The 17386-nt window shown below is 63.1% G+C and carries 17 protein-coding genes; 6 read left to right on the plus strand and 11 right to left on the minus strand.

The annotated features are described in order from the left end of the window. Window positions 1-133: 133 nt before the first annotated feature. From LWF01_RS15715 to LWF01_RS15740, 6 genes are all read right to left on the minus strand, one after another. The gene (locus LWF01_RS15715; RefSeq protein ID WP_349638308.1) at window positions 134-1297 is read right to left on the minus strand and encodes an acyl-CoA dehydrogenase family protein; all 1164 of its coding nucleotides are present in this window, start codon (window positions 1295-1297) and stop codon (window positions 134-136) included. Between the two features lie 41 nt (window positions 1298-1338). Further along, window positions 1339-2133 carry an SDR family oxidoreductase gene (locus LWF01_RS15720; RefSeq protein WP_349638309.1) on the minus strand — a complete coding sequence of 265 codons (795 nt, stop codon included), beginning with the start codon at window positions 2131-2133 and terminating at the stop codon, window positions 1339-1341. Continuing rightward, window positions 2130-4301 (minus strand): acetate--CoA ligase family protein, encoded by a 2172-nt coding sequence (locus LWF01_RS15725; protein ID WP_349638310.1) that lies wholly within the window; start codon window positions 4299-4301, stop codon window positions 2130-2132. The genes LWF01_RS15720 and LWF01_RS15725 overlap by 4 nt, the downstream gene beginning before the upstream one ends. 71 nt (window positions 4302-4372) lie before the next feature. Next, window positions 4373-5251 carry an enoyl-CoA hydratase/isomerase family protein gene (locus LWF01_RS15730; RefSeq protein ID WP_349638311.1) on the minus strand — a complete coding sequence of 293 codons (879 nt, stop codon included), beginning with the start codon at window positions 5249-5251 and terminating at the stop codon, window positions 4373-4375. Further along, window positions 5251-6675 carry a cytosine permease gene (locus LWF01_RS15735; protein ID WP_349638312.1) on the minus strand — a complete coding sequence of 475 codons (1425 nt, stop codon included), beginning with the start codon at window positions 6673-6675 and terminating at the stop codon, window positions 5251-5253. Before LWF01_RS15735 ends, LWF01_RS15730 begins: the two co-directional genes overlap by 1 nt. Further along, the gene (locus LWF01_RS15740; protein WP_349638313.1) at window positions 6672-6842 is read right to left on the minus strand and encodes a hypothetical protein; all 171 of its coding nucleotides are present in this window, start codon (window positions 6840-6842) and stop codon (window positions 6672-6674) included. Before LWF01_RS15740 ends, LWF01_RS15735 begins: the two co-directional genes overlap by 4 nt. 166 nt (window positions 6843-7008) lie before the next feature. Between LWF01_RS15740 and LWF01_RS15745 the strand changes: the two genes are divergently transcribed. Beyond that, a complete protein-coding gene (locus LWF01_RS15745; protein ID WP_349638314.1) occupies window positions 7009-8400 on the plus strand; it encodes a flavin monoamine oxidase family protein in 1392 nt (463 codons plus the stop codon). Window positions 8401-8501: 101 nt separating this feature from the next. Here the strand turns inward: LWF01_RS15745 and LWF01_RS15750 are convergent, their stop codons facing one another. Further along, window positions 8502-9557, minus strand: a complete 1056-nt coding sequence (locus tag LWF01_RS15750) for an aldo/keto reductase (RefSeq protein ID WP_349638315.1) — start codon at window positions 9555-9557, stop codon at window positions 8502-8504. A 101-nt stretch (window positions 9558-9658) separates the two neighbouring features. Between LWF01_RS15750 and LWF01_RS15755 the strand changes: the two genes are divergently transcribed. Together LWF01_RS15755 and LWF01_RS15760 are read left to right on the plus strand one after the other, a co-directional pair. Further along, the gene (locus LWF01_RS15755) at window positions 9659-10228 is read left to right on the plus strand and encodes a hypothetical protein (protein WP_349638316.1); all 570 of its coding nucleotides are present in this window, start codon (window positions 9659-9661) and stop codon (window positions 10226-10228) included. Beyond that, the gene (locus LWF01_RS15760) at window positions 10229-10786 is read left to right on the plus strand and encodes an RES family NAD+ phosphorylase (protein ID WP_349638317.1); all 558 of its coding nucleotides are present in this window, start codon (window positions 10229-10231) and stop codon (window positions 10784-10786) included. It begins immediately after the preceding gene. Between the two features lie 142 nt (window positions 10787-10928). Here LWF01_RS15760 and LWF01_RS15765 read toward each other — a convergent pair whose 3' ends face one another. From LWF01_RS15765 to LWF01_RS15780, 4 genes are read right to left on the minus strand one after another with little or no spacing between them, the layout of a single operon-like run. Next, window positions 10929-11711, minus strand: coding sequence for an ABC transporter permease (locus LWF01_RS15765; RefSeq protein WP_349638318.1), 783 nt, complete (start codon window positions 11709-11711; stop codon window positions 10929-10931). A 6-nt stretch (window positions 11712-11717) separates the two neighbouring features. Continuing rightward, complete coding sequence (locus LWF01_RS15770) at window positions 11718-12611, minus strand: ABC transporter permease (RefSeq protein WP_349638319.1); 894 nt, start codon at window positions 12609-12611, stop codon at window positions 11718-11720. Between the two features lie 10 nt (window positions 12612-12621). Further along, entirely contained in the window at window positions 12622-13722 is a 1101-nt protein-coding gene (locus LWF01_RS15775) for an ABC transporter ATP-binding protein (RefSeq protein ID WP_349638320.1), read from the minus strand. Window positions 13723-13730: 8 nt separating this feature from the next. Next, window positions 13731-14786: an extracellular solute-binding protein gene (locus LWF01_RS15780; protein WP_349638321.1), complete on the minus strand. Its 1056-nt coding sequence runs from the start codon at window positions 14784-14786 to the stop codon at window positions 13731-13733. A 309-nt stretch (window positions 14787-15095) separates the two neighbouring features. On the opposite strand from LWF01_RS15780, the gene LWF01_RS15785 reads away from it, so the two are divergent. Genes LWF01_RS15785 through LWF01_RS15795 form a run of 3 tightly spaced genes read left to right on the plus strand, consistent with a single transcriptional unit; the run spans window position 15096 to window position 17294 of the window. After that, window positions 15096-15758, plus strand: coding sequence for an RraA family protein (locus LWF01_RS15785; RefSeq protein ID WP_349638322.1), 663 nt, complete (start codon window positions 15096-15098; stop codon window positions 15756-15758). After that, window positions 15755-16564, plus strand: a complete 810-nt coding sequence (locus LWF01_RS15790) for a carbon-nitrogen hydrolase family protein (protein WP_349638323.1) — start codon at window positions 15755-15757, stop codon at window positions 16562-16564. Before LWF01_RS15785 ends, LWF01_RS15790 begins: the two co-directional genes overlap by 4 nt. A 4-nt stretch (window positions 16565-16568) precedes the next feature. Further along, entirely contained in the window at window positions 16569-17294 is a 726-nt protein-coding gene (locus LWF01_RS15795) for a GntR family transcriptional regulator (protein WP_349638324.1), read from the plus strand. The last annotated feature ends 92 nt before the right edge of the window (window positions 17295-17386 follow it).

Here is a 17386-nt window from a genome sequence, read left to right on the forward strand (position 1 = left end):
CTCCTCGGCGTGGACTCCCGGTGTTTCCGGGAAACGATCTCACGCTCAAGCCAATTATTAACTAACCGGCCGGGTGAATGCTGCCGCAAGAACCGCCGGCCGCCGCGCGGAGGGCACCGCCAGTGACAGGCCCTCAACCGAGGTTGCGGGAAATGATGAGCTTCATGATGTCGGAGGTGCCCTCCTCAATCTCCTCCAGCTTGGCGTCGCGCATCCACTTCTCCACCGGGTACTCACGGGAGTATCCCCAGCCGCCGAGCGTCTGCACAGCGGCGTGGGTGACGAACATGGCGGTCTCGGATGCCGTTAGTTTCGCCATCGCGGCCAGCTTGCGGGCATCTTCCCCCGCGTCGATGGCGCGAGCCGCGTGGAACACCAGCAGCCGGGCCGACTCGATCCGGGTCGCCATCTCGGCAAGCCGGAACGCGACCGCCTGATGCTCGATGATCGGCACACCGAACTGCTCGCGGACCTTGGCATAGTCCAGTGCATACTCATAGGCCGCTCGTGCCGCGCCCACCGCCGCCGCGCCGAGCACGACTCGGGAGATGTCGAACGTGCCCATCAGTCCGTAGAACCCCTGGCCTTCCGTACCCAGCCGGTCGGACTCCGGCACAAACACCTTGTCGAAGTAGATTTCCCGGTTAACGATGGCGCGCTGCCCCATCTTCTTCATCGGTTCGCCGAATGTCATGCCGGGCGCATCTTTGCCGATCAGAAAAGCCGAGACTCCGCCGGAGCGCTTGCTCCGATCGGTCTTCGCGAAGACGACGTAGAACTCGGCCAGACCGGCGTTGCCGATCCACGTCTTCTGGCCGCTGATCTCATACCCGCCGTCGACCTTCCGGGCGGTGGTGACGATCGATGCGGCATCGGATCCGGCGCCTGGTTCGGTCGTCGCCAGTGCAGTCAACGGGGCACCGGGCCCGGTCAGCGGCGTCAGCCAGCGGCGCTTTTGCTCGTCGTTGCCGAGCACCATGATCGGGTCGGCGAAGAAACCGTTCGAACACACCAGGTTGCCAATCCCGGGATCTCCCCAGCACAGCTCTTCCTGGACCAGGCACTGGGTGACGACATCCGTCATCCCGCCGCCGCCGAACTCCTCCGGAATCATGAAATCGGTGATGCCGACCTCGCTGGCCTTTTGGAAGATGTCGACCGGGCAGACGACATCGTTCTCGTCGACCTCGCGACCGCGGGGACGGATCTCCCTCGTTGCGAAATCCCGGCAAAGCGCAACGATCTGCTCCTGTTCACTGGTCAATGCCTGCGAGTGAGCGGCGGTGGTAATAGTCATGGTGCAACCTCCAAAGTGATGAGCGGTAAGTCTGTGATCTTTTAGGGATTCGTGTATACGGCCTTACCCAGCCACTGCCCGCCATCAGCAACCAGCACCTCGCCGGTGATGTACGCCGCGCGGTCTCCGAGCAGGAATGCCGCCGATTCGGCGACCTCGTCCGGCGTGGTGAAGCGGTCGGCCGGCACGCTGGACAGCACCCGGGCGCGGGCCTCGTCGTTGGGCCACAGAGCCTGACCGGCGCCTTCGGTCTCGGTCGGGCCGGGGGCGATGCAGTTAACCCGGACGCCGCGGGCTCCCCACTCAGACGCCAGTGTCCGGGCCATCGCGACAACGCCTCCCTTGGCGGCGGCGCTGTGCACCGTCCCAGGGTGCCCATGCCAGGCATAGGTGGCGATGACGTTGAGCACCGACCCGCGGCCGGCCGGCAACATGTGCCGGGACGCGGCTCTCGTGCAGTAGAAGCTGCCGTTCAGCACGATATCGACCACCGCTTTCCAACCGTTCGGCGACAGGTTCTCGCTCGGGGTGACGAAGTTTCCGGCGGCGTTGTTCACCAGTGCGTCCAGCCTGCCGTGGCGTTCGGCCAGTCCGTCGATGGCGGCGTCGACTGCGTCGGCATCGCGGACATCACACTGGATAGCCTCGGCGGCACCGCCAACCTCTTCGGCCAGCCGAACGGTTTCCTGGAGTGGTTCCGACCGACGGCCCATCACCGCTACTGTGCCGCCTGCAGCCGCCCAGCGGACCGCGATGGCGCGTCCGATGCCAGAGCCGCCGCCGGTGACAAGTGCGACCTGACCGTCAAATTCAGTTGAAGTGTCGAGAATGGTCATTGCATTATTCCTTCGTTGTGTTCGTGGGCAGGTCTCGAATATTCCGGTTGCCGGGCGGCTGCTCCGACCGGAACTGTGTCGGGCGCTAGTTCTCCGCCCGGGACGATTAGCGCGTCGACGGCGACCGCCGCGTGGGGCGTGACCAGTACCGGGTTGAGTTCGATCTCGGCGATATCGGGACGCGCGGCAATCAGCTGGGAAACTTTTGAAATCAGCGTCGCAAGCGCGGCCGTGTTGACCCCGGGTCTTCCGCGCCATCCGGCCAGTAACGCAGAACAACGCAGCCGATCGATCATCTCCAGTGCCGTGTCGGCGGACACCGGAGCCAGTTCGATGGTCACGTCGCGGTGCACCTCGGCGTCCGTTCCGCCAGCGCCCACCACGATGATCGGACCCAGCCCGGCTTCACGTCGGGCACCGACCAGGATTTCAACTCCCGAATCACTGGTTTCCTGCTCCTCAATCACGTATTCGCCATCGCCGAGCCGGCCCCGCATACCCTGGAACAGTTCGACCAGGCGGACGCGATCCTCGATGCCGACCGCGACTCCGCCCGCCTCGCTCTTGTGCTCGAGCCAGCCGGCTTTAAGCACGAACGGCGCCCGGATGTCGGATATCAGCTCGGCAACTCGCTGCTCGGTCGCGGCCGGGAAGCCCCGCGGAAAGCTCACGCCGATTCCGGCCAGCAGCTCCCGGGCGGCCCAATAGCCGGTCCGGAGCGCAGGGTTCGAATCCGGAATCGACATGGCTACCGGCGTGCGGGCCTTGCGGTTCAGACCGGCAAGCCCTGACGTCGCGGCCAGCGCTTTCTCAACTGCGCCAAAGCACGGGACGCCGCCGGCCCACAGCGTCTCGGCCGGCGTAGCGTCGGCGGCCATGCTGTGCACGATCAGCGGCTTGCCCGCGGCGCCGGCCACGGCCGCAAGCCGTTTCGCGATGTCGACCTCATGTTCTGCCAGGTCAGGATTGTCGGTGCCGTACCGGCCGAAGTATCCGGTCAGCAGCGCTGCATCGATCTGGTCGGACCCGAGCAACCGTTCGACCACGGTCACGTAGTTGGACAGGTCGCGTTCACCGACCCCGGCCAGATCGACCGGGTTGCTGCTGGATGCACCTGGCGGCAGCACATCTTCAAGGACTGCGGTCACGGCATCGTCGAAGGCCGGAACGGCGAGCCCCTTGGCACTGGCCACGTCGGCGGCGATGCCGGCCTGTCCCCCGCTGTCCGCGATGATCCCGATCCGGGAGCCGGCTAGCGATGGTGCGGCCAGATAGCTACGAGCAACGTCAATCAGCTCGGAAGGAGTGCTTACCCGCAACACCCCGGCGGCCCGGCACGCCGCGTCAACCACATCCAGCGCCGAGGTCAACGAGCCGGTGTGCGAGCGGGCCAGTCGACTGCTCGCGGCGCTGGCCCCCACTGTGAGCAACAGCGTCGGCTTGCCCAATGCACGCAAGGTCCGCAGTGTCTCGAACAGGAGTTCGCCATCGGTGAAGCTCTCCAGGTAGAGCGCGATGATGCGCGTCGGCTCGTGCTCGGCCAACTCGCTCAGGAGTTCGGCGGCGGTGACGTCCGTCTGATTCCCGATCGAAACGAACCTGGATACACCGATGCCGCTGCGAGCGCCCAGCACCGCCAGCTCCGACCCCAGTTGCCCGCTCTGGGAGACGATGGCCATCGGGCCGGGGGTGAACTGCCCCCAGGCCAGTTGGAGTTCCGTGGACGAGTCGAAGATTCCCAGACTGTTGGCGCCGACCAGCCGCGCGCCGTGCGCCCTAATGCTTGCCGCCAGCTGTGGCTCATTCGGAATATCCGAGGCAATGCCAAGGAATCCGCGTACGCCGAGTGGCAGCGCTTCCGACACACAGTCGGCGATATCGGTCGACGGTATGCAGAGCGCAACCAGCTCGGGGACGTCCGGCAGCTGGGAGAGGCTCGGGTATGAACGTTGACCGAAAAGCGAGTCGATACGCCGGTTGACTAGGTGAACCGTGCGGCGATGCCTGCCGGTCAGCGCCCCGCTGGCCAGCCAGTAGCCCCATTTCGCCTGATTCTCGGAGGCCCCGACGATGGCGACCGATGCTGGATCGCTGAATGCGCTTAAGTCCCCGAGTGGTGTACCGGAACGCTGAGCTCCAGTTATCGGCGCTCGGCTATCCGGATACATGCAAAATTCCTCGATTTGCTGAAAACATGGCAACTTTCGTGTGGTGCTGTTCGGTTTGGGTCCTGGTGCTGCTAGCCGCCGACATACACCGGCTGCCGTTTCTGCAGGAACGCCCGGGCCGCCTCGACGGCGTCGGCCGTATATGCGCACTCGATCTGACGGCGTGCTTCGAGATCGCAGGCGTCGGCGAAGTCGATCGGCAGGTCGTTGAAGTTTCTTTTGATCGCCTGCAAGGCGATCGGAGCCTTTCCGGCCAGGGACGCGGCCAGCACGGACACCCTGACACCGAACCGTTCGGGCGCTTCGGTCCAGGAAACCAGTCCGATGTTCTGAGCTCGCTCGGCGGTGATCTTGTCGTTTAGCAGGTAAAGCTCCCTGGCCCGGGCTTCGCCGAGCAGCCTGGTCAACAACCAGGTTCCGCCGAAGTCGCCAGACAGGCCCGCATCGAGGAATGACGTCCGGAACACCGCATCCGTGGATGCCACCCGGATATCGCACGCCGCGGCTATCGAGAAACCGGCTCCGGCGCAGGCGCCATTGACCGCGGCGATAGTGACCTTGTCGCTTCGCCGAAGTAGCTCCGAGGCATGCATGAAGCGGCGCAACCTTTCGACCGAGGCGGTGATCGGGACGCCCTCCGGCCTGAACTTTCCGGCCGCGAACTCATTGAGGTCGCCGCCGACACTGAAGGCTGAGCCACTGCCGGTCAACAGCAGCACCCGCACGGTGTCATCCGAGACTGCCCGCTCCACGGCGCGAAGCAAGCTGCGCAACAGTTCGTCGGTGAACGAATTCCGCTGTCCGGGCCTGTTCAGGGTCAATCGTCCGACCGGGCCGTCCGTTTCATAGCGGACGGCGTCGCCGGCGGTGTCGCTAACGGCATCGTGCCGGGCGGTGTCGCTAATGGCGCCACCAAGCCGGTCTGTCAAGGTGACCCGATCGCCGTGCATCAGTACCCGCCCTTGCCGAGCCGTTGCACGCATACCCGGGTGAGCACGTAATGCAGCACCCCGGCGACGACGAATGCAGGCATCGACGCGGTCAGATACTCGAACGCGGACGACGGTTCATAGCTGACCGGATTGAGCAGCAAGGCATAGGTGACGGCGCCCGCGGCCACCGAAAAGAGGGCGAACGGGTTGTAACCGCGCCAGAACCGATAACGCGATGTTTGATCCTCGTGATAGAGATCCCTCAGGTGCAGGCGACTGCGGCGCAACAGGAAGAAGTCAACGATCTGGACCGCGCACAGCGGAGCCACCACGATCGCACCCCATGAGACGAACCGGGAATAGTTGTCATAGACCGCGCTCGGAAAGAAGACGATGACGGCGGCAGGCGCGAGGATGCAGGCCGCGAGGACCGGCCACGGGACCGCCCGCAGCAGCCGACCTCCGCCTCCTTTCAGCGCGATCATCGAGGAATAGCCCTGCGACACGATGCTGGTGAGGTTGGCGAAGCCGACGAAGGCCAGGGCGATGACGCCGAGAACCGCGCCGCCGAGCGGCACCATCCAGACCGTCGGGTCGTCCGAGGACAGCGCCAGAGCAGCAAAAGCGCCGACGATGGCCGCCACAACTGAGGCCAAAAAGAGGCCGAGCATGTTCGGCCAAAACGCCGAGCGGGTCGAACGGGTCAGCCGGGACAGGTTGCCGATATTAGGCCACCAGGCGAAGCCGCCCGCAATATTGAGCTCTATCGCCAGGATGAAGTTCAGGTGCTTGTCCTCCGGCGGCGCGAGCGGCTCAATCGCGGCAAGCTCCGACCAGCTGGTGTGCATGAAGACAAGCACCAGCATGCCGACGGTGACAATCGCTAGGCCGGGGGCAACGATCTTGTTCACCCACTCGATCGACACGGGCCCGCGGGCCAGAATGACCCAGGAGACGACGATGGCTGCGAGCGCAACGACGCTGACGGCCACGCTGTTGAGGCTGATGTTCGTGTTGAACAACTGGTTGCTTACGTTCACCAGCGCGTGTCCGCACATGATGGCGAGCACCGCGGACCAGGCAGCGGCAAGCAGTGCGGCCATGAAGATCATCAGGATTCGCGCGCCATTGGCGCCGAAGATGCTCCGCAGACCGACGAACTGCTCGATGCCGTACCGGCCGGAAGCGATACACGGCGCCAAAGCAACTAGCAGGACGCTGATTCCATAGCCGATCACGATGCTGGCGATCGCCGCCTTGACTCCGACGTAGTAGGCGACCGCACCGCCCTGCAGGAAGGCCCAGGTTGCGATCGCCAGCCCAACGTTGACCGACGAATAGTCCCAGAAACCCCAGATCCGTTCGCGGCGCAGCAGTGGTAGTTCGTTGAGCGAGGCATCGACCGCGACTTCGTCGATCCGGCCCTGTGTCGTCTCGCTCATCCGAGGTACCCCCACCAGATCATGAACACCGAGATGACGACGAGGCCGGCGACGGCAAGCCACAGATCCCGAGCCGGAAGCGGCGGCAGGATGGCCTCCCCACTGTCGGCATCTTCGAGCAGCGCGACCCTGCGCTCCAACTCCCGCTCAAATCTCTCAGCGTCCATCAGATCCTCACCTCAATAGTTGACTGACCCGTTAGTTATTGATTATGTGTGATGCAGCTCATACCTTGTCAAGGGGTTTGCCAACACTTGTTGGAAGCTGAGATTGAGCCGAGAGAACGGGAATAGATACTTGACGGACCAGTCAATCTACGGCAACAATCGGCCCATGCAACCACGTCCTGAACTTCCCAGCCATGTTCCCGCGGTAGTGGTCGGAGCAGGGTACGCCGGCCTGTCCGCGGCCTTGAGCCTTCAGGATCGAGGCATAGATGTGCTCCTGCTCGAAGCCTCGGATCGGGTCGGCGGCCGGGTACTGTCCGAGCAACGATCGTCGATCGTTGTCGACCACGGTGGGCAGTGGGTCGGACCAACGCAGCAGCGACTCAACGCCTGGGCCAAGAGGTTCGATTGCCCAACGTTTCCGACCTGGAACGTCGGCGAACACGTCGATATCTGGCTGGACGGCTCGAAGAGCCGCTACACGGGAATCGGGCCGGATCAGGGCGCCGGCATGGCGGAGTATCTTGAGGCGATCGATCGACTGAACGATCTCTCGAGCCGGATCGTGCTCGACGATCCGTCGAGCACGCCGGAGCTTGAGAAGTGGGATAGCGAGACTGTGTATTCATTCCTGGACCGCACCGTAGGTTCAGGGGACGCACGACGACGGGTGGCGCTCGCGGTGCAGGGCGTGTGGTCGTGTGAGCCGCGGGACCTGTCGCTGTTTCACCTGCTGTTCTATATCGCCAGCGCAGGCAGCTACGAGCAGCTGATGGAGACAGAGGGCTGCGCGCAGGAGCGCCGGTTCGTCCGCGGGGCACAGGATCCGGCGCTTGCGGTCGCCGCGGCGCTCGGCGACCGGCTGCGTCTCGGCACCAGGGTGCTGGGCATCGAACACCGGGACGACACCGCAATCGTGCACACCCGCGACGGATCGGTGCACACCGACCGGGTCGTGCTGGCGACGCCGCCACCGGCGACCGCAAAACTCGAGTTCGACCCGCCTTTGCCAATGTCCCGCGACCGCTGGATTCATCGCAGCCCGATGGGGGATGTCGCGAAGGTGCATGCCGTCTATTCCACGCCTTTCTGGCGCGCAGACGGATTGTCCGGCCAGGCCACACTCTACGGCCAGCATCCGGTCGGCGTGGTCTTCGATAACTCACCGCCGGACGCCGAACAGGGAGTCCTGGTTGCGTTCGTGTACGGCGACCGGCTGCGCAATTGGCTCGCTCTGGAACCGGAGGACCGCCGCACCGCCGTCGTCGACACACTCCGTCATGTCTTCGGCGAAGCGGCCGCCGATGTAGTCGATTATGCCGAGAAGGTTTGGCCGACCGACCAGCTGACCGGCGGCGGATACGCGGCAGTCCCTGCACCGGGAACCTGGTTCGAGCACGGGACAGCGGGTTGGCGGACACCGGCGGGGCTGATCCATTGGGCCGGAACCGAGACAGCCACCGAGTGGAATGGCTATATCGATGGCGCAATTTCTTCCGGCGAGCGCGCGGCCGAGGAAGTGGCCGCAGCGCTGCTTGCCTCGGCGACGGTCGGCTAGCAGGCGAAACGGTCCGCTTTGTGCTTCCAGACGCCTCCCATGTACGCGGCCCTTAGGAACAAACTGGACCGTTACGTTCTAGCAGGGCGTTCGACTGCCGATCAGGGCGTTCGACGACGCCGGAGGAATGGGTCCGTCAATGCTGGTGCTACATAGCCCTTGTCGCCTTCAGACAGCGTCACCCCGGGCGGAACGATCTCGTCAATCCGGTCAAGGATGTCTGCCGTGAGGGTCACGTCGACCACGCCCAGCTGGGACTCGAGCTGCTCCATGGTGCGCGGCCCGATGATCGGCGCCGTCACCGCGGGGTGCTGCATCACAAATGCCAGGGCCAGGTGGATCAGGGAGATCCCGGACTCTTCGGCGAGCAGGGCGAGGTCGTCCGCGGCGTCGAGCTTGCGCTGATTCCCGGGGGCGGACATGTCGTAACGCCAAGGGGTTCGCTTGGCCCGATGGCTGTCCGGCACTTCCTGACTCTTCCGGTAACGGCCGGTGAGCCAGCCACCAGCCAGCGGGCTCCATGGGATGACGCCCATCCCATACTGCTCGGCGACGGGGAGCACGTCGGCTTCGGCACCGCGGACCAGAATCGAATACGGCGGTTGCTCGGTGACGAAGCGGCCGAGCCCGCGTTGCTGGGCCGTCCACTGTGCTTCGACGATCTGGTGGGCGGGGTAGGTCGACGAGCCGAACGCACGGATCTTTCCTTGCTGCCGCAGGTCGGTCAGCGCCGAAAGGGTCTCCTCGACCTCGGTCTCACGCTCAGGGCGGTGCACCTGATAAAGATCGATCCAGTCGGTGCCGAGACGCCGCAGGCTGTTCTCGACCTCCCGGATGATCCAGCGGCGGGAGTTGCCACGCTTGTTGGGATCGCCGCCACTTTCGCCCATCGCGACGTCCATCGGGCTGTGAAACTTCGTCGCCAGAATGACGTCGTCTCGGCGGCCGGCGGCGAGGGCCTTTCCGACGATCTCTTCGGACTCGCCCTGTGAATAGACGTCCGCGGTGTCGATGAAGTTGATCCCCGCGTCGAGGGCCCGGTGGATGATCCTGACCGAGGCATCATGGTCGGGCTCCCCCCAGGCCCCGAACATCATCGCTCCCAGGCAGAGCGGGCTTACGTGCATTCCGGTTCGTCCGAGGCTGCGATAGTCCATCACCTCAACCTATCGCCGGAGGTTTTGCGGCGCTAGGCTTCGGGCCGACGACGCTTGGATCGCTATTGCACATACTCCTTCCCAACAATTATTGTTGGGACATGTCCACTCCAGCGTCCCGATCCTCCGGAGATTCTCCGGAAGACACTCCTGCCGGAGAAGCAGTCGAAAGTACCGTCATAGTTCGATCGCTTGGCCACGATTACGTGCTGCCGATGCGTGATGGTGTCGTCATCGCACCGAAGGGCGCGGTTACGGCGCGGACCCAGCGGCATCGGATTCCGTCTCGCGGCAGTTCACGGCCTTCGGCCGAGAAGGTCACGATCAAGGAGCATGGCGCGGCCACTTACGGCCCAGCCGCAACAGTGACCCGGTTGATAGAGACTCTGGGCAACAACGCGGTCGCCGACATTCTTGGAGTTGCGAAAGATCGCCCCGGTCGTTGGGCTCGTGGCGAGGGTAGCCCCGATACCAACAACAGAAGGGCTTTGGCGGATCTCGAGGGGTTGGTGGGTCACCTGCTAGCGGCTTTCACGCCCGAGCAGGCGTCACTCTGGTTGGGCGGCGCCAACGCCCTACTGGGCGCACGTCCGATCGACGTCTACCGAAATCATGGCAGTGAGCAAGTGATTGAGGCGATTCGCGCCCATGAGCAGGAAGCCTACGGATAGGTGCGTTTTTGGAGGGCAAGTGTCTTCTCCCCCAGCGCCCGCACCGCTGCCGACAATGGCCACCCGCTTTACGTCTGGCCTGAGCAAGGATTCGGCCGAATCGACGACCCCGAGGGGAGCTACCTCTCGTTCTACGCAGCCGATTCTCCAGATGCCGCGATCGCCGAGCGGCTAGGAAATTACGCCCGGTGGACGCCGGCCGTCCTGCAGCCACCTCCCGCGACCCCGGCCGGGAGCGCCCTCGCGCTGATTGAATACGAAGGCGAACCCGAGGTACTGAATTTGGACGATCCGTTCGCGCTGATCGACTGGGGATTGCAGCCAAGCTCCGTCGTCAGCAAAGATCGCACCTTGACTCAGCGGTGGGCGCGGGCCGTGTACGATTCCGGCCGATACGACGGGATCAGCTGGTGGTCGTACCGCGATCCTCGTTGGGCAACGTATGGATTCTGGAGTCGCGAGGGTCTTGAGGTCGTCGGCTCTCCGACGCCGCTGTCGCTTGATAGCGCCGAACTCGTGGAGGCGGCGCGCGTCATCAACCGGGTGATCGAACGGTAGGTTTCTGCCGTTAGCGTCGCTTCTCGTCTTCTATTGGCCGATGCTTCAAGCTGAGCATCCCGTTTCATCAAGCCCGCCAGCGGACGCATCCAAGTGCAATTAGTGGCAATTTGCACGTCGACGACCGCCGTCGCGACCCCGCTCAACTATTCATCACCCTTCGCAATCCGACGGCCCTCTCGACCACGATAACGATAACCACGGAGATCGCGATCAGGATGACGGACAGCGCGGCGACTCCCGGGTCGGACCGGTATTGCAGATAACGGAACATCTCGACCGGTAGCGTGGTCCGGCCGGAGCCGGCAACGAAGAGGGAGATGACGGCCTCGTCGAAGGAGATGATGAAGGCCATTACTCCGCCAGCGATGAGCCCTGGGGAGATGATTGGCAGAGTGATTCGCCGAAACGTCGTCCAGCTATTCGCCCCGTGAACTTTCGCCGCCTCCTCGCAGGAGACATCGCTAGTTGTCAGACTCATGAGGGTGGTCCGGATGACATAGGGCACCGTGATCCCGAAGTGCGCGATGACGATTCCCAGGTAGGTTCCCGTTAAGCCGATTGGCTGGAACACGAGCAGTAACCCGAGCCCTAAAACCACCGTAGGCACGAGCAGTGGGGACAGGAACAGTCCTGAGATCAGCGTTTTCCCCTTGAACTCGTATCGCGCTATCGCCAGCGCTATCGGCACCCCGATGACGAGGACGACGCTCGCTACGGCCACCGCGGTGATGAAGCTGACCTTTGCCCCTTCAATGAACCCCTGATTGGTCAGCATGCTCACGTACCACTGGAAGGACGGCGCCCCGAGATCAAGCGAAAGCCTGGCCGAGCCATTGAACGAGATGAGCACCACCGCGATAATCGGGGCGAGCAGGAAGAGATAAATGATCGTGATGACGGTTCGGTTTAACACTTTGAACACTGGGTCTCACCTGTCCTCGAACTTGGCAATGGCGCGCTGATATATCCCCACGAGTACCCCGAACACCACGAGCAGGATGACGGAAAGTGCCGAGGCGAGCGGCCAGTTCAGTGTCTGCGTCGCCTCGTTGTACACCTCGGTCGCCAGAATGAACACGCGTCCGCCGCCCAGCAGCCGCGGTGTGACGAAAGAGCTGATTGCGAGCACGAACACGAGAAGGAACCCCGTGAACACGCCCGGCAGGGACAGCGGCAGAGTGATCCGGAAGAAGGTCTTGAGCTTCGACGCCCCGAGCGACCCGGCCGCGTCCTCGAGCGACGAGTTGATCCGCCCGAACCCGGAGACCATAGCGAGAATCGAATAGGGCATGAGGATTTCCACGAGAGCGATCGTCGTACCCAACAGATTGTTACTCAGGCGCCACGGCGTGTCGATGAACCCGATCGATAAGAGCGCGTCGTTGATGACGCCTTGATCGCCGAGAATTGCGATCCAGCCGTAGGTTCTCGCCACCGCCGAGGTCAGCAGAGGCGCGATCGCGAGCGCGATGAGCACGCCCTTCCACTTCGACGTGGTGCGGATGAGGAACAGGGCGAGCGGGTAGGAGAGGACGGTTGCCATCAGCCCGCAGCCCAACCCCAGTAACAGCGTGTTCCCGATGACCTGCCAGTAGAAGGGATCGGCAAGTGCGGCTTGGTACGAGGCCAGGCTGAAGGAACTCACTAGCTGCCCGCCTGCGGCGTTCGTGTTCAGCGACATTCGCAGCATCACGAGAATGGGGAGGATGAATCCGAGGAGTAGCCCGAGGACGCCGGGCAATAGCAGACCGAGGAGCTCCCACTTCGCCCGCTGCCGGAATCCTTCGGGTCGGTCAGGGGCGCCTACGCGTGTCATAGTCATCGCCATCTCCTCACCTGTCCGCCACGAGGTAGGCCTCGTCTGGGTGGAAGGAGATCCGCGCAGAGTCTCCTAGGCGCAGACCACGCACGGAGTCGGTGAGCTGGTCGACCCGGATCACGGGCCCGCCGGTGAGTTGCACTGAGTAGCTTTGCACGTTGCCGGTGTAGCTGGTTTCAATGACTTCACCGATGCCGTTCGGGAGATCGTCTCCCGTTGTCTCGGTGACCCGGGCGGCCGCAATCCTGTGTGGGCGGACGACCAGGCTTGCCTTGCTCAGGTCGAGCCCCCTCACCCCGGGCACCTCGAGCGTCCCGAAGCTCGGGGTCATCACCCGGTAGCGGTCCGGCGCGCTCGCTGTAGCCCCCGTGACGTCGAGAAAGTTCGCCTTTCCCACAAAGTGGGCGACGAACCGGGTGGCTGGCCGATCGTAGACCTCGGTGGGAGCGGCGTACTGCTCAATTACCCCGTTGTTGAGGATTGCGATCCGATCGGCCATGTCGAGGGCCTCGTCCTGGTCGTGGGTGACGAACAGTGTCGTCGTCCCGGATCGCTTCTGAATTGCTCTGATCTCGTGCCGCATTGCCTCACGCAGCTTCGCGTCGAGGTTGGAGAGCGGTTCGTCGAGGAGAAGCAGGGTCGGTTCGATGACGAGCGCCCGGGCCAGGGCTACGCGTTGTTGCTGTCCGCCGGAGAGTTCCGAGGGGCGCCGTGCGCGCAGGTGGCCGAGTTGAACCATGTCGAGGGTCTCGGTGACCTTTTTCTTGGTCGCTGCTTTCGGCATCTTGCGCATCTGCAGCCCGAATGCGACGTTCTCGGCGATGTTCATGTGGGGAAACAGCGCGTAGGACTGGAATACCATTCCCATGCCGCGTTTGTGGACGGGGGTGGAGACGACGTTCCTGCCGTTGACCACGATCTGTCCTGCGGTGGGGGCGAGGAGTCCTGCCACCATCCGTAGGGTCGTCGTTTTTCCGCAGCCGGATGGCCCGAGGAGGGCAACGAGGTCGCCCTTGTCGACATCGAGGTTGACGTCGTCAACTGCGGGGTTGGCCGTATTCGGATAGGTTTTTCGCAGCCCGCGGATTGAGAGATGGGCTGTATCGGCATTCATGGTTTGACTCATCCTCCGATCACTCCCCGGCGCCACTGGTCGGTCCAAGCGTCGCGCTTGTCGGCCATCCAGACCCAGTCGATGTCGACGATGTTGGGGTCCTGCGGGCTTGCGACGCGCTCTTGCACGTCAGCAGGGAGTTCGACGTTGGATACGGTCGGGGCGTAGAACATCGCCGAGGCGAATGACTCCTGCGCTTCCTTCGACAGTGCGAAATCGATGAACTCTCGCGCGGCATCAGGGTTCGTTGCCCCTTCCACGGCATTGATCGTGTTGATTTGGAAGGCGATCCCATCAGCCGGCTGGACGACGCCCAATGCTCCGTTGGACTCGTCGCTGAAGATCTGCGAACGAGCGTTCCAGCCGATCGCATACGAGGCTTGGCCGGAGGTCACCGTCTGGTAGACGTCTGGCTGCGGGTCCCAAGTATTGACCTTCGGAGCGAGCTGGCCGAGTCTCTCGATCGTAGGCCCGATGTCTTTCTTGTAGTCGTCGCCGAGGTTGTTCGCAGTAAGCACGGTAAGCGCGATGCCTTGGATGTCCGGCGGCGCTGGTATGGCCACCGTGCTGTTCGGGGCATTCCACAGATCCTCGGTTCCGGTCGGAGCCTGCTTCACCTTCTCCGTGTTGTACAGCACAGTGAGGTTGTCGAACGTGACGGCTGGCCCGTAACCGTCCGGGTTCTTTCCCATGTCCACGACATTGGCAAGATTAGGGACTTCTTCCTCGGTGATCTTGGAGAACACGCCTTCCCTGACCCCAGTATTGGCCACCGAAGTATCGAGGATCGCGACGTCGATCGTGGGATTGGACTTCTCACTCCGAAGCTTTCCGAGCATTTCTGCGCTGTTCTGCGCGGGGACAAAGTTGACGGTAATGTCCTCGTGTTCGGACTCGAATTTCGAGATGACCGCTTCGGTGTACTTGTCTTCGAACAGTGCGGCATAACCGAGGATATTGACCTCGGTGTTCGCGTCGGCCCCGGAATCTGGCCCGCTGCATCCGACAACAGCGGTTAGGGACGCCGCAAGCGTAGCCGCGGCGAGAAGTGTCTTCGTTGACATGACGGAACTCCTTCGGTTCGACAGGCTCCGATGCCTGTGATCCTGGTTCCGCTTCATGCCAGCAATGCCTGGTTGCGACGATGCTACACAGAGGCGTGGAGCGAGGGCAAGGGCTTTTTTCCGTTTCCCTCTTCCCCATGATGAACTGGTCGGCTACCGTGTACATCACGTGTATACCGAACGTACACACCGTTTCGTGCAGCAAGCCTGGTCACTTGAAGCACCACAATCCACGGTTTCTCTTGAACCGACATCGTTGTCGGAATCGCCGACAACGACGCCGGCTTCACCCCCTGCGAAAGGACACCGATGTTCACCGACAATCCCATGCCCGCTCAGATCAGCGCTGAGCGGCGCGCCGCCCTTCTCGAGGTCCAGACCTCGACGCTCGGCCACCTCCGCGACTATGGCTTCGTCCTCGGCCTCACGCCGAACTTCCGCCCCATCTCCTTCGCAGGCACGGCCGTGACCGTCCGTCTGCCCCACCTTGATTCAACCGCCCTCCATGTGGCTGCCGACTACCTGCGCCCAGGTGACGTCCTCGTGGTTGAGCAATCCGGAGATGATCGATCGAGTTTCGGCGGAATGGTCGCCTTTACCTCGAGAACCCGCGGGGCCGAAGGCGTCGTACTCGCAGGCGCGATGAACGACTTCGACGAAGTCCGTGAACTCGGTCTGCCTGTTTACTCGTGCGGCGTGTCGGCTAGAACAACCCGAATCCTTGGCGTCGAGGGCAGCATCAATGTCCCCGTCACCGTAGGCGGGACCGTGATCGTGCCGGGCGACGCGATCCTCGCCGATTCCGATGGCATCGCCGTGCTCAAGGAGGACGAGATCGACGAGGTCGTCGCGATCCTTAAGGAGAAGGAAGAAGCCGAACCCGCGCTCAAGGACCAGATCAGGAATGGCACCTCGCTGGCCGAATGGTCCGGTGCCGCCGCCCGTTTCAAGGAAGGGAGCTCCGTGGCATGAGTGCTATAACTGTGGCCGTTGCCCAATACGAAGCGAGTCGGGACGTCGCCGCGAACACCAAGGCCTCAACGACTCTCATTGGTGAGGCGAGCGCTAACTCGCAGCTAGTCGTCCTGCCCGAAAATGCGATGTACTCTGACCCGGGCAAGGAAGCACCTGACGTCCACTACGCCGAGCCGCTTGACGGTGGATTCGTCACCGCCGTCAAGGACGCGGCGAAGACTCATTCCGTCCACGTCCTCGTCGGCTTTACCGAGGACAATGGCACCGACCGACCCTTCAACACGCTCGTACATGTCACTCCCGGCGGCGAGCTCGACGGGGTGTACCGGAAGATCCACCTCTACGACGCCTTCGGATACAAGGAATCGGACAAGGTCACCCCGGCCGAGATCGACTCCCCGCTCGTCTTCACCATCGGCGGGGTCACGATCGGCGCCCTCACCTGTTACGATCTCCGCTTTCCCGAAATATTTCGATGGGTCGCAGATCGTGGTGTCGACCTCGTTGCTCTTCCTGCCGCGTGGGTGGCGGGGCCCGCCAAGGAGTTCCACTGGGAAACCCTCATCCGCGCCCGAGCGATCGAGAACACCGTCTACTTCGCCGGCTGTGGGCAGACAGGCCCGTCCTGTGCGGGACAGAGCATGATCGTCGACCCGATGGGCGTAGTCGTCGCCAACGCCGGGGAATCGGCAATGGCGATTGCAACGGCCACGATCATGACGGAACGAGTGGCTCAGGTCCGTGCGACCAATCCGAGTTTGATCAATCGCAGGTTCACGGTTTCTCCCGGTGCCCCACAATGAGTAGATGAACCAAATTCACGACACCGCGAGCGCCCGGTTCGGTGGTTGGACGACGTCGACCACGCTGCCACCGGGCGTTCGGGATCCCTCCGTCACAGCAGCGGACCATGCGTACAGGTATCTCAAGGACCTCATTGTGACGCTTGAGCTCCCGCCACGCGCCATCATCACCGAGTCCGAGGTTGCCACTGCCACCGGCGTGTCCCGGACCCCAGTCCGTGAAGCGTTCTTCCGTCTGCACAGCGAGAAACTCCTCGATATCCTGCCGCGCCGCGGAGCGGTAGTTCCAGAGATCACGCTGCGCAATATTCGAGAGCAGGCGGAGACACGCCTCGTAATGGAAGGCCACGGGGTCGAGAGGATCTGTGCGGAGCGGATCATGGTCACCGACGAACTGCTCCGGCTCGTGGAGGAGCAACGAACCGTCCTCAACGAGGATCCAAACCGTATCGTCGATATGATCCGCATCGACAAGGAATTCCATTGGACTATCGTCAAAGCGACTGGAAACACCGAGTTCGCTCAGCTCTACAACACCTTGCATGATCGGCAAGTTCGCATCGGGATCGCTATGTTCGGTGCTGTCCGTCGGCGGCCCTGCGACGCCATCGACGAGCATGCCCATATAGCCGAGGCCCTGGCCGAGTTCAATGTCGACGAAGCACTCGAGCGGCTCAAGTACCACCTCATCGGCAGTCTCACACAGATCTCAGGAATCTTCACCAACTGAACTGGCCGTCGTGATCAAACGCGGGCCCAGAAATCTATGCCGTCATTCCGGCAATGTGGCCCAGTAGTGTGGTCGGATTTAGCTTCAACGGA

Origin of the sequence: Saxibacter everestensis (assembly GCF_025787225.1) — a bacterium.
GTDB lineage: Bacteria > Actinomycetota > Actinomycetes > Actinomycetales > Brevibacteriaceae > Saxibacter > Saxibacter everestensis.

Bases quoted from the DNA above. Each gene is read 5' to 3' on its own strand.
- LWF01_RS15715 (WP_349638308.1), bottom strand. From the start codon at position 1,297: ATGACTATTACCACCGCCGCTCACTCGCAGGCATTGACCAGTGAACAG.
- LWF01_RS15735 (WP_349638312.1), bottom strand. From the start codon at position 6,675: ATGAGCGAGACGACACAGGGCCGGATCGACGAAGTCGCGGTCGATGCC.
- LWF01_RS15750 (WP_349638315.1), bottom strand. From the start codon at position 9,557: ATGGACTATCGCAGCCTCGGACGAACCGGAATGCACGTAAGCCCGCTC.
- LWF01_RS15745 (WP_349638314.1), top strand. From the start codon at position 7,009: ATGCAACCACGTCCTGAACTTCCCAGCCATGTTCCCGCGGTAGTGGTC.
- LWF01_RS15720 (WP_349638309.1), bottom strand. From the start codon at position 2,133: ATGACCATTCTCGACACTTCAACTGAATTTGACGGTCAGGTCGCACTT.
- LWF01_RS15770 (WP_349638319.1), bottom strand. From the start codon at position 12,611: ATGACTATGACACGCGTAGGCGCCCCTGACCGACCCGAAGGATTCCGG.
- LWF01_RS15785 (WP_349638322.1), top strand. From the start codon at position 15,096: ATGTTCACCGACAATCCCATGCCCGCTCAGATCAGCGCTGAGCGGCGC.
- LWF01_RS15725 (WP_349638310.1), bottom strand. From the start codon at position 4,301: ATGTATCCGGATAGCCGAGCGCCGATAACTGGAGCTCAGCGTTCCGGT.
- LWF01_RS15740 (WP_349638313.1), bottom strand. From the start codon at position 6,842: ATGGACGCTGAGAGATTTGAGCGGGAGTTGGAGCGCAGGGTCGCGCTG.
- LWF01_RS15775 (WP_349638320.1), bottom strand. From the start codon at position 13,722: ATGAATGCCGATACAGCCCATCTCTCAATCCGCGGGCTGCGAAAAACC.
- LWF01_RS15755 (WP_349638316.1), top strand. From the start codon at position 9,659: ATGTCCACTCCAGCGTCCCGATCCTCCGGAGATTCTCCGGAAGACACT.
- LWF01_RS15730 (WP_349638311.1), bottom strand. From the start codon at position 5,251: ATGCACGGCGATCGGGTCACCTTGACAGACCGGCTTGGTGGCGCCATT.
- LWF01_RS15790 (WP_349638323.1), top strand. From the start codon at position 15,755: ATGAGTGCTATAACTGTGGCCGTTGCCCAATACGAAGCGAGTCGGGAC.
- LWF01_RS15780 (WP_349638321.1), bottom strand. From the start codon at position 14,786: ATGTCAACGAAGACACTTCTCGCCGCGGCTACGCTTGCGGCGTCCCTA.
- LWF01_RS15795 (WP_349638324.1), top strand. From the start codon at position 16,569: ATGAACCAAATTCACGACACCGCGAGCGCCCGGTTCGGTGGTTGGACG.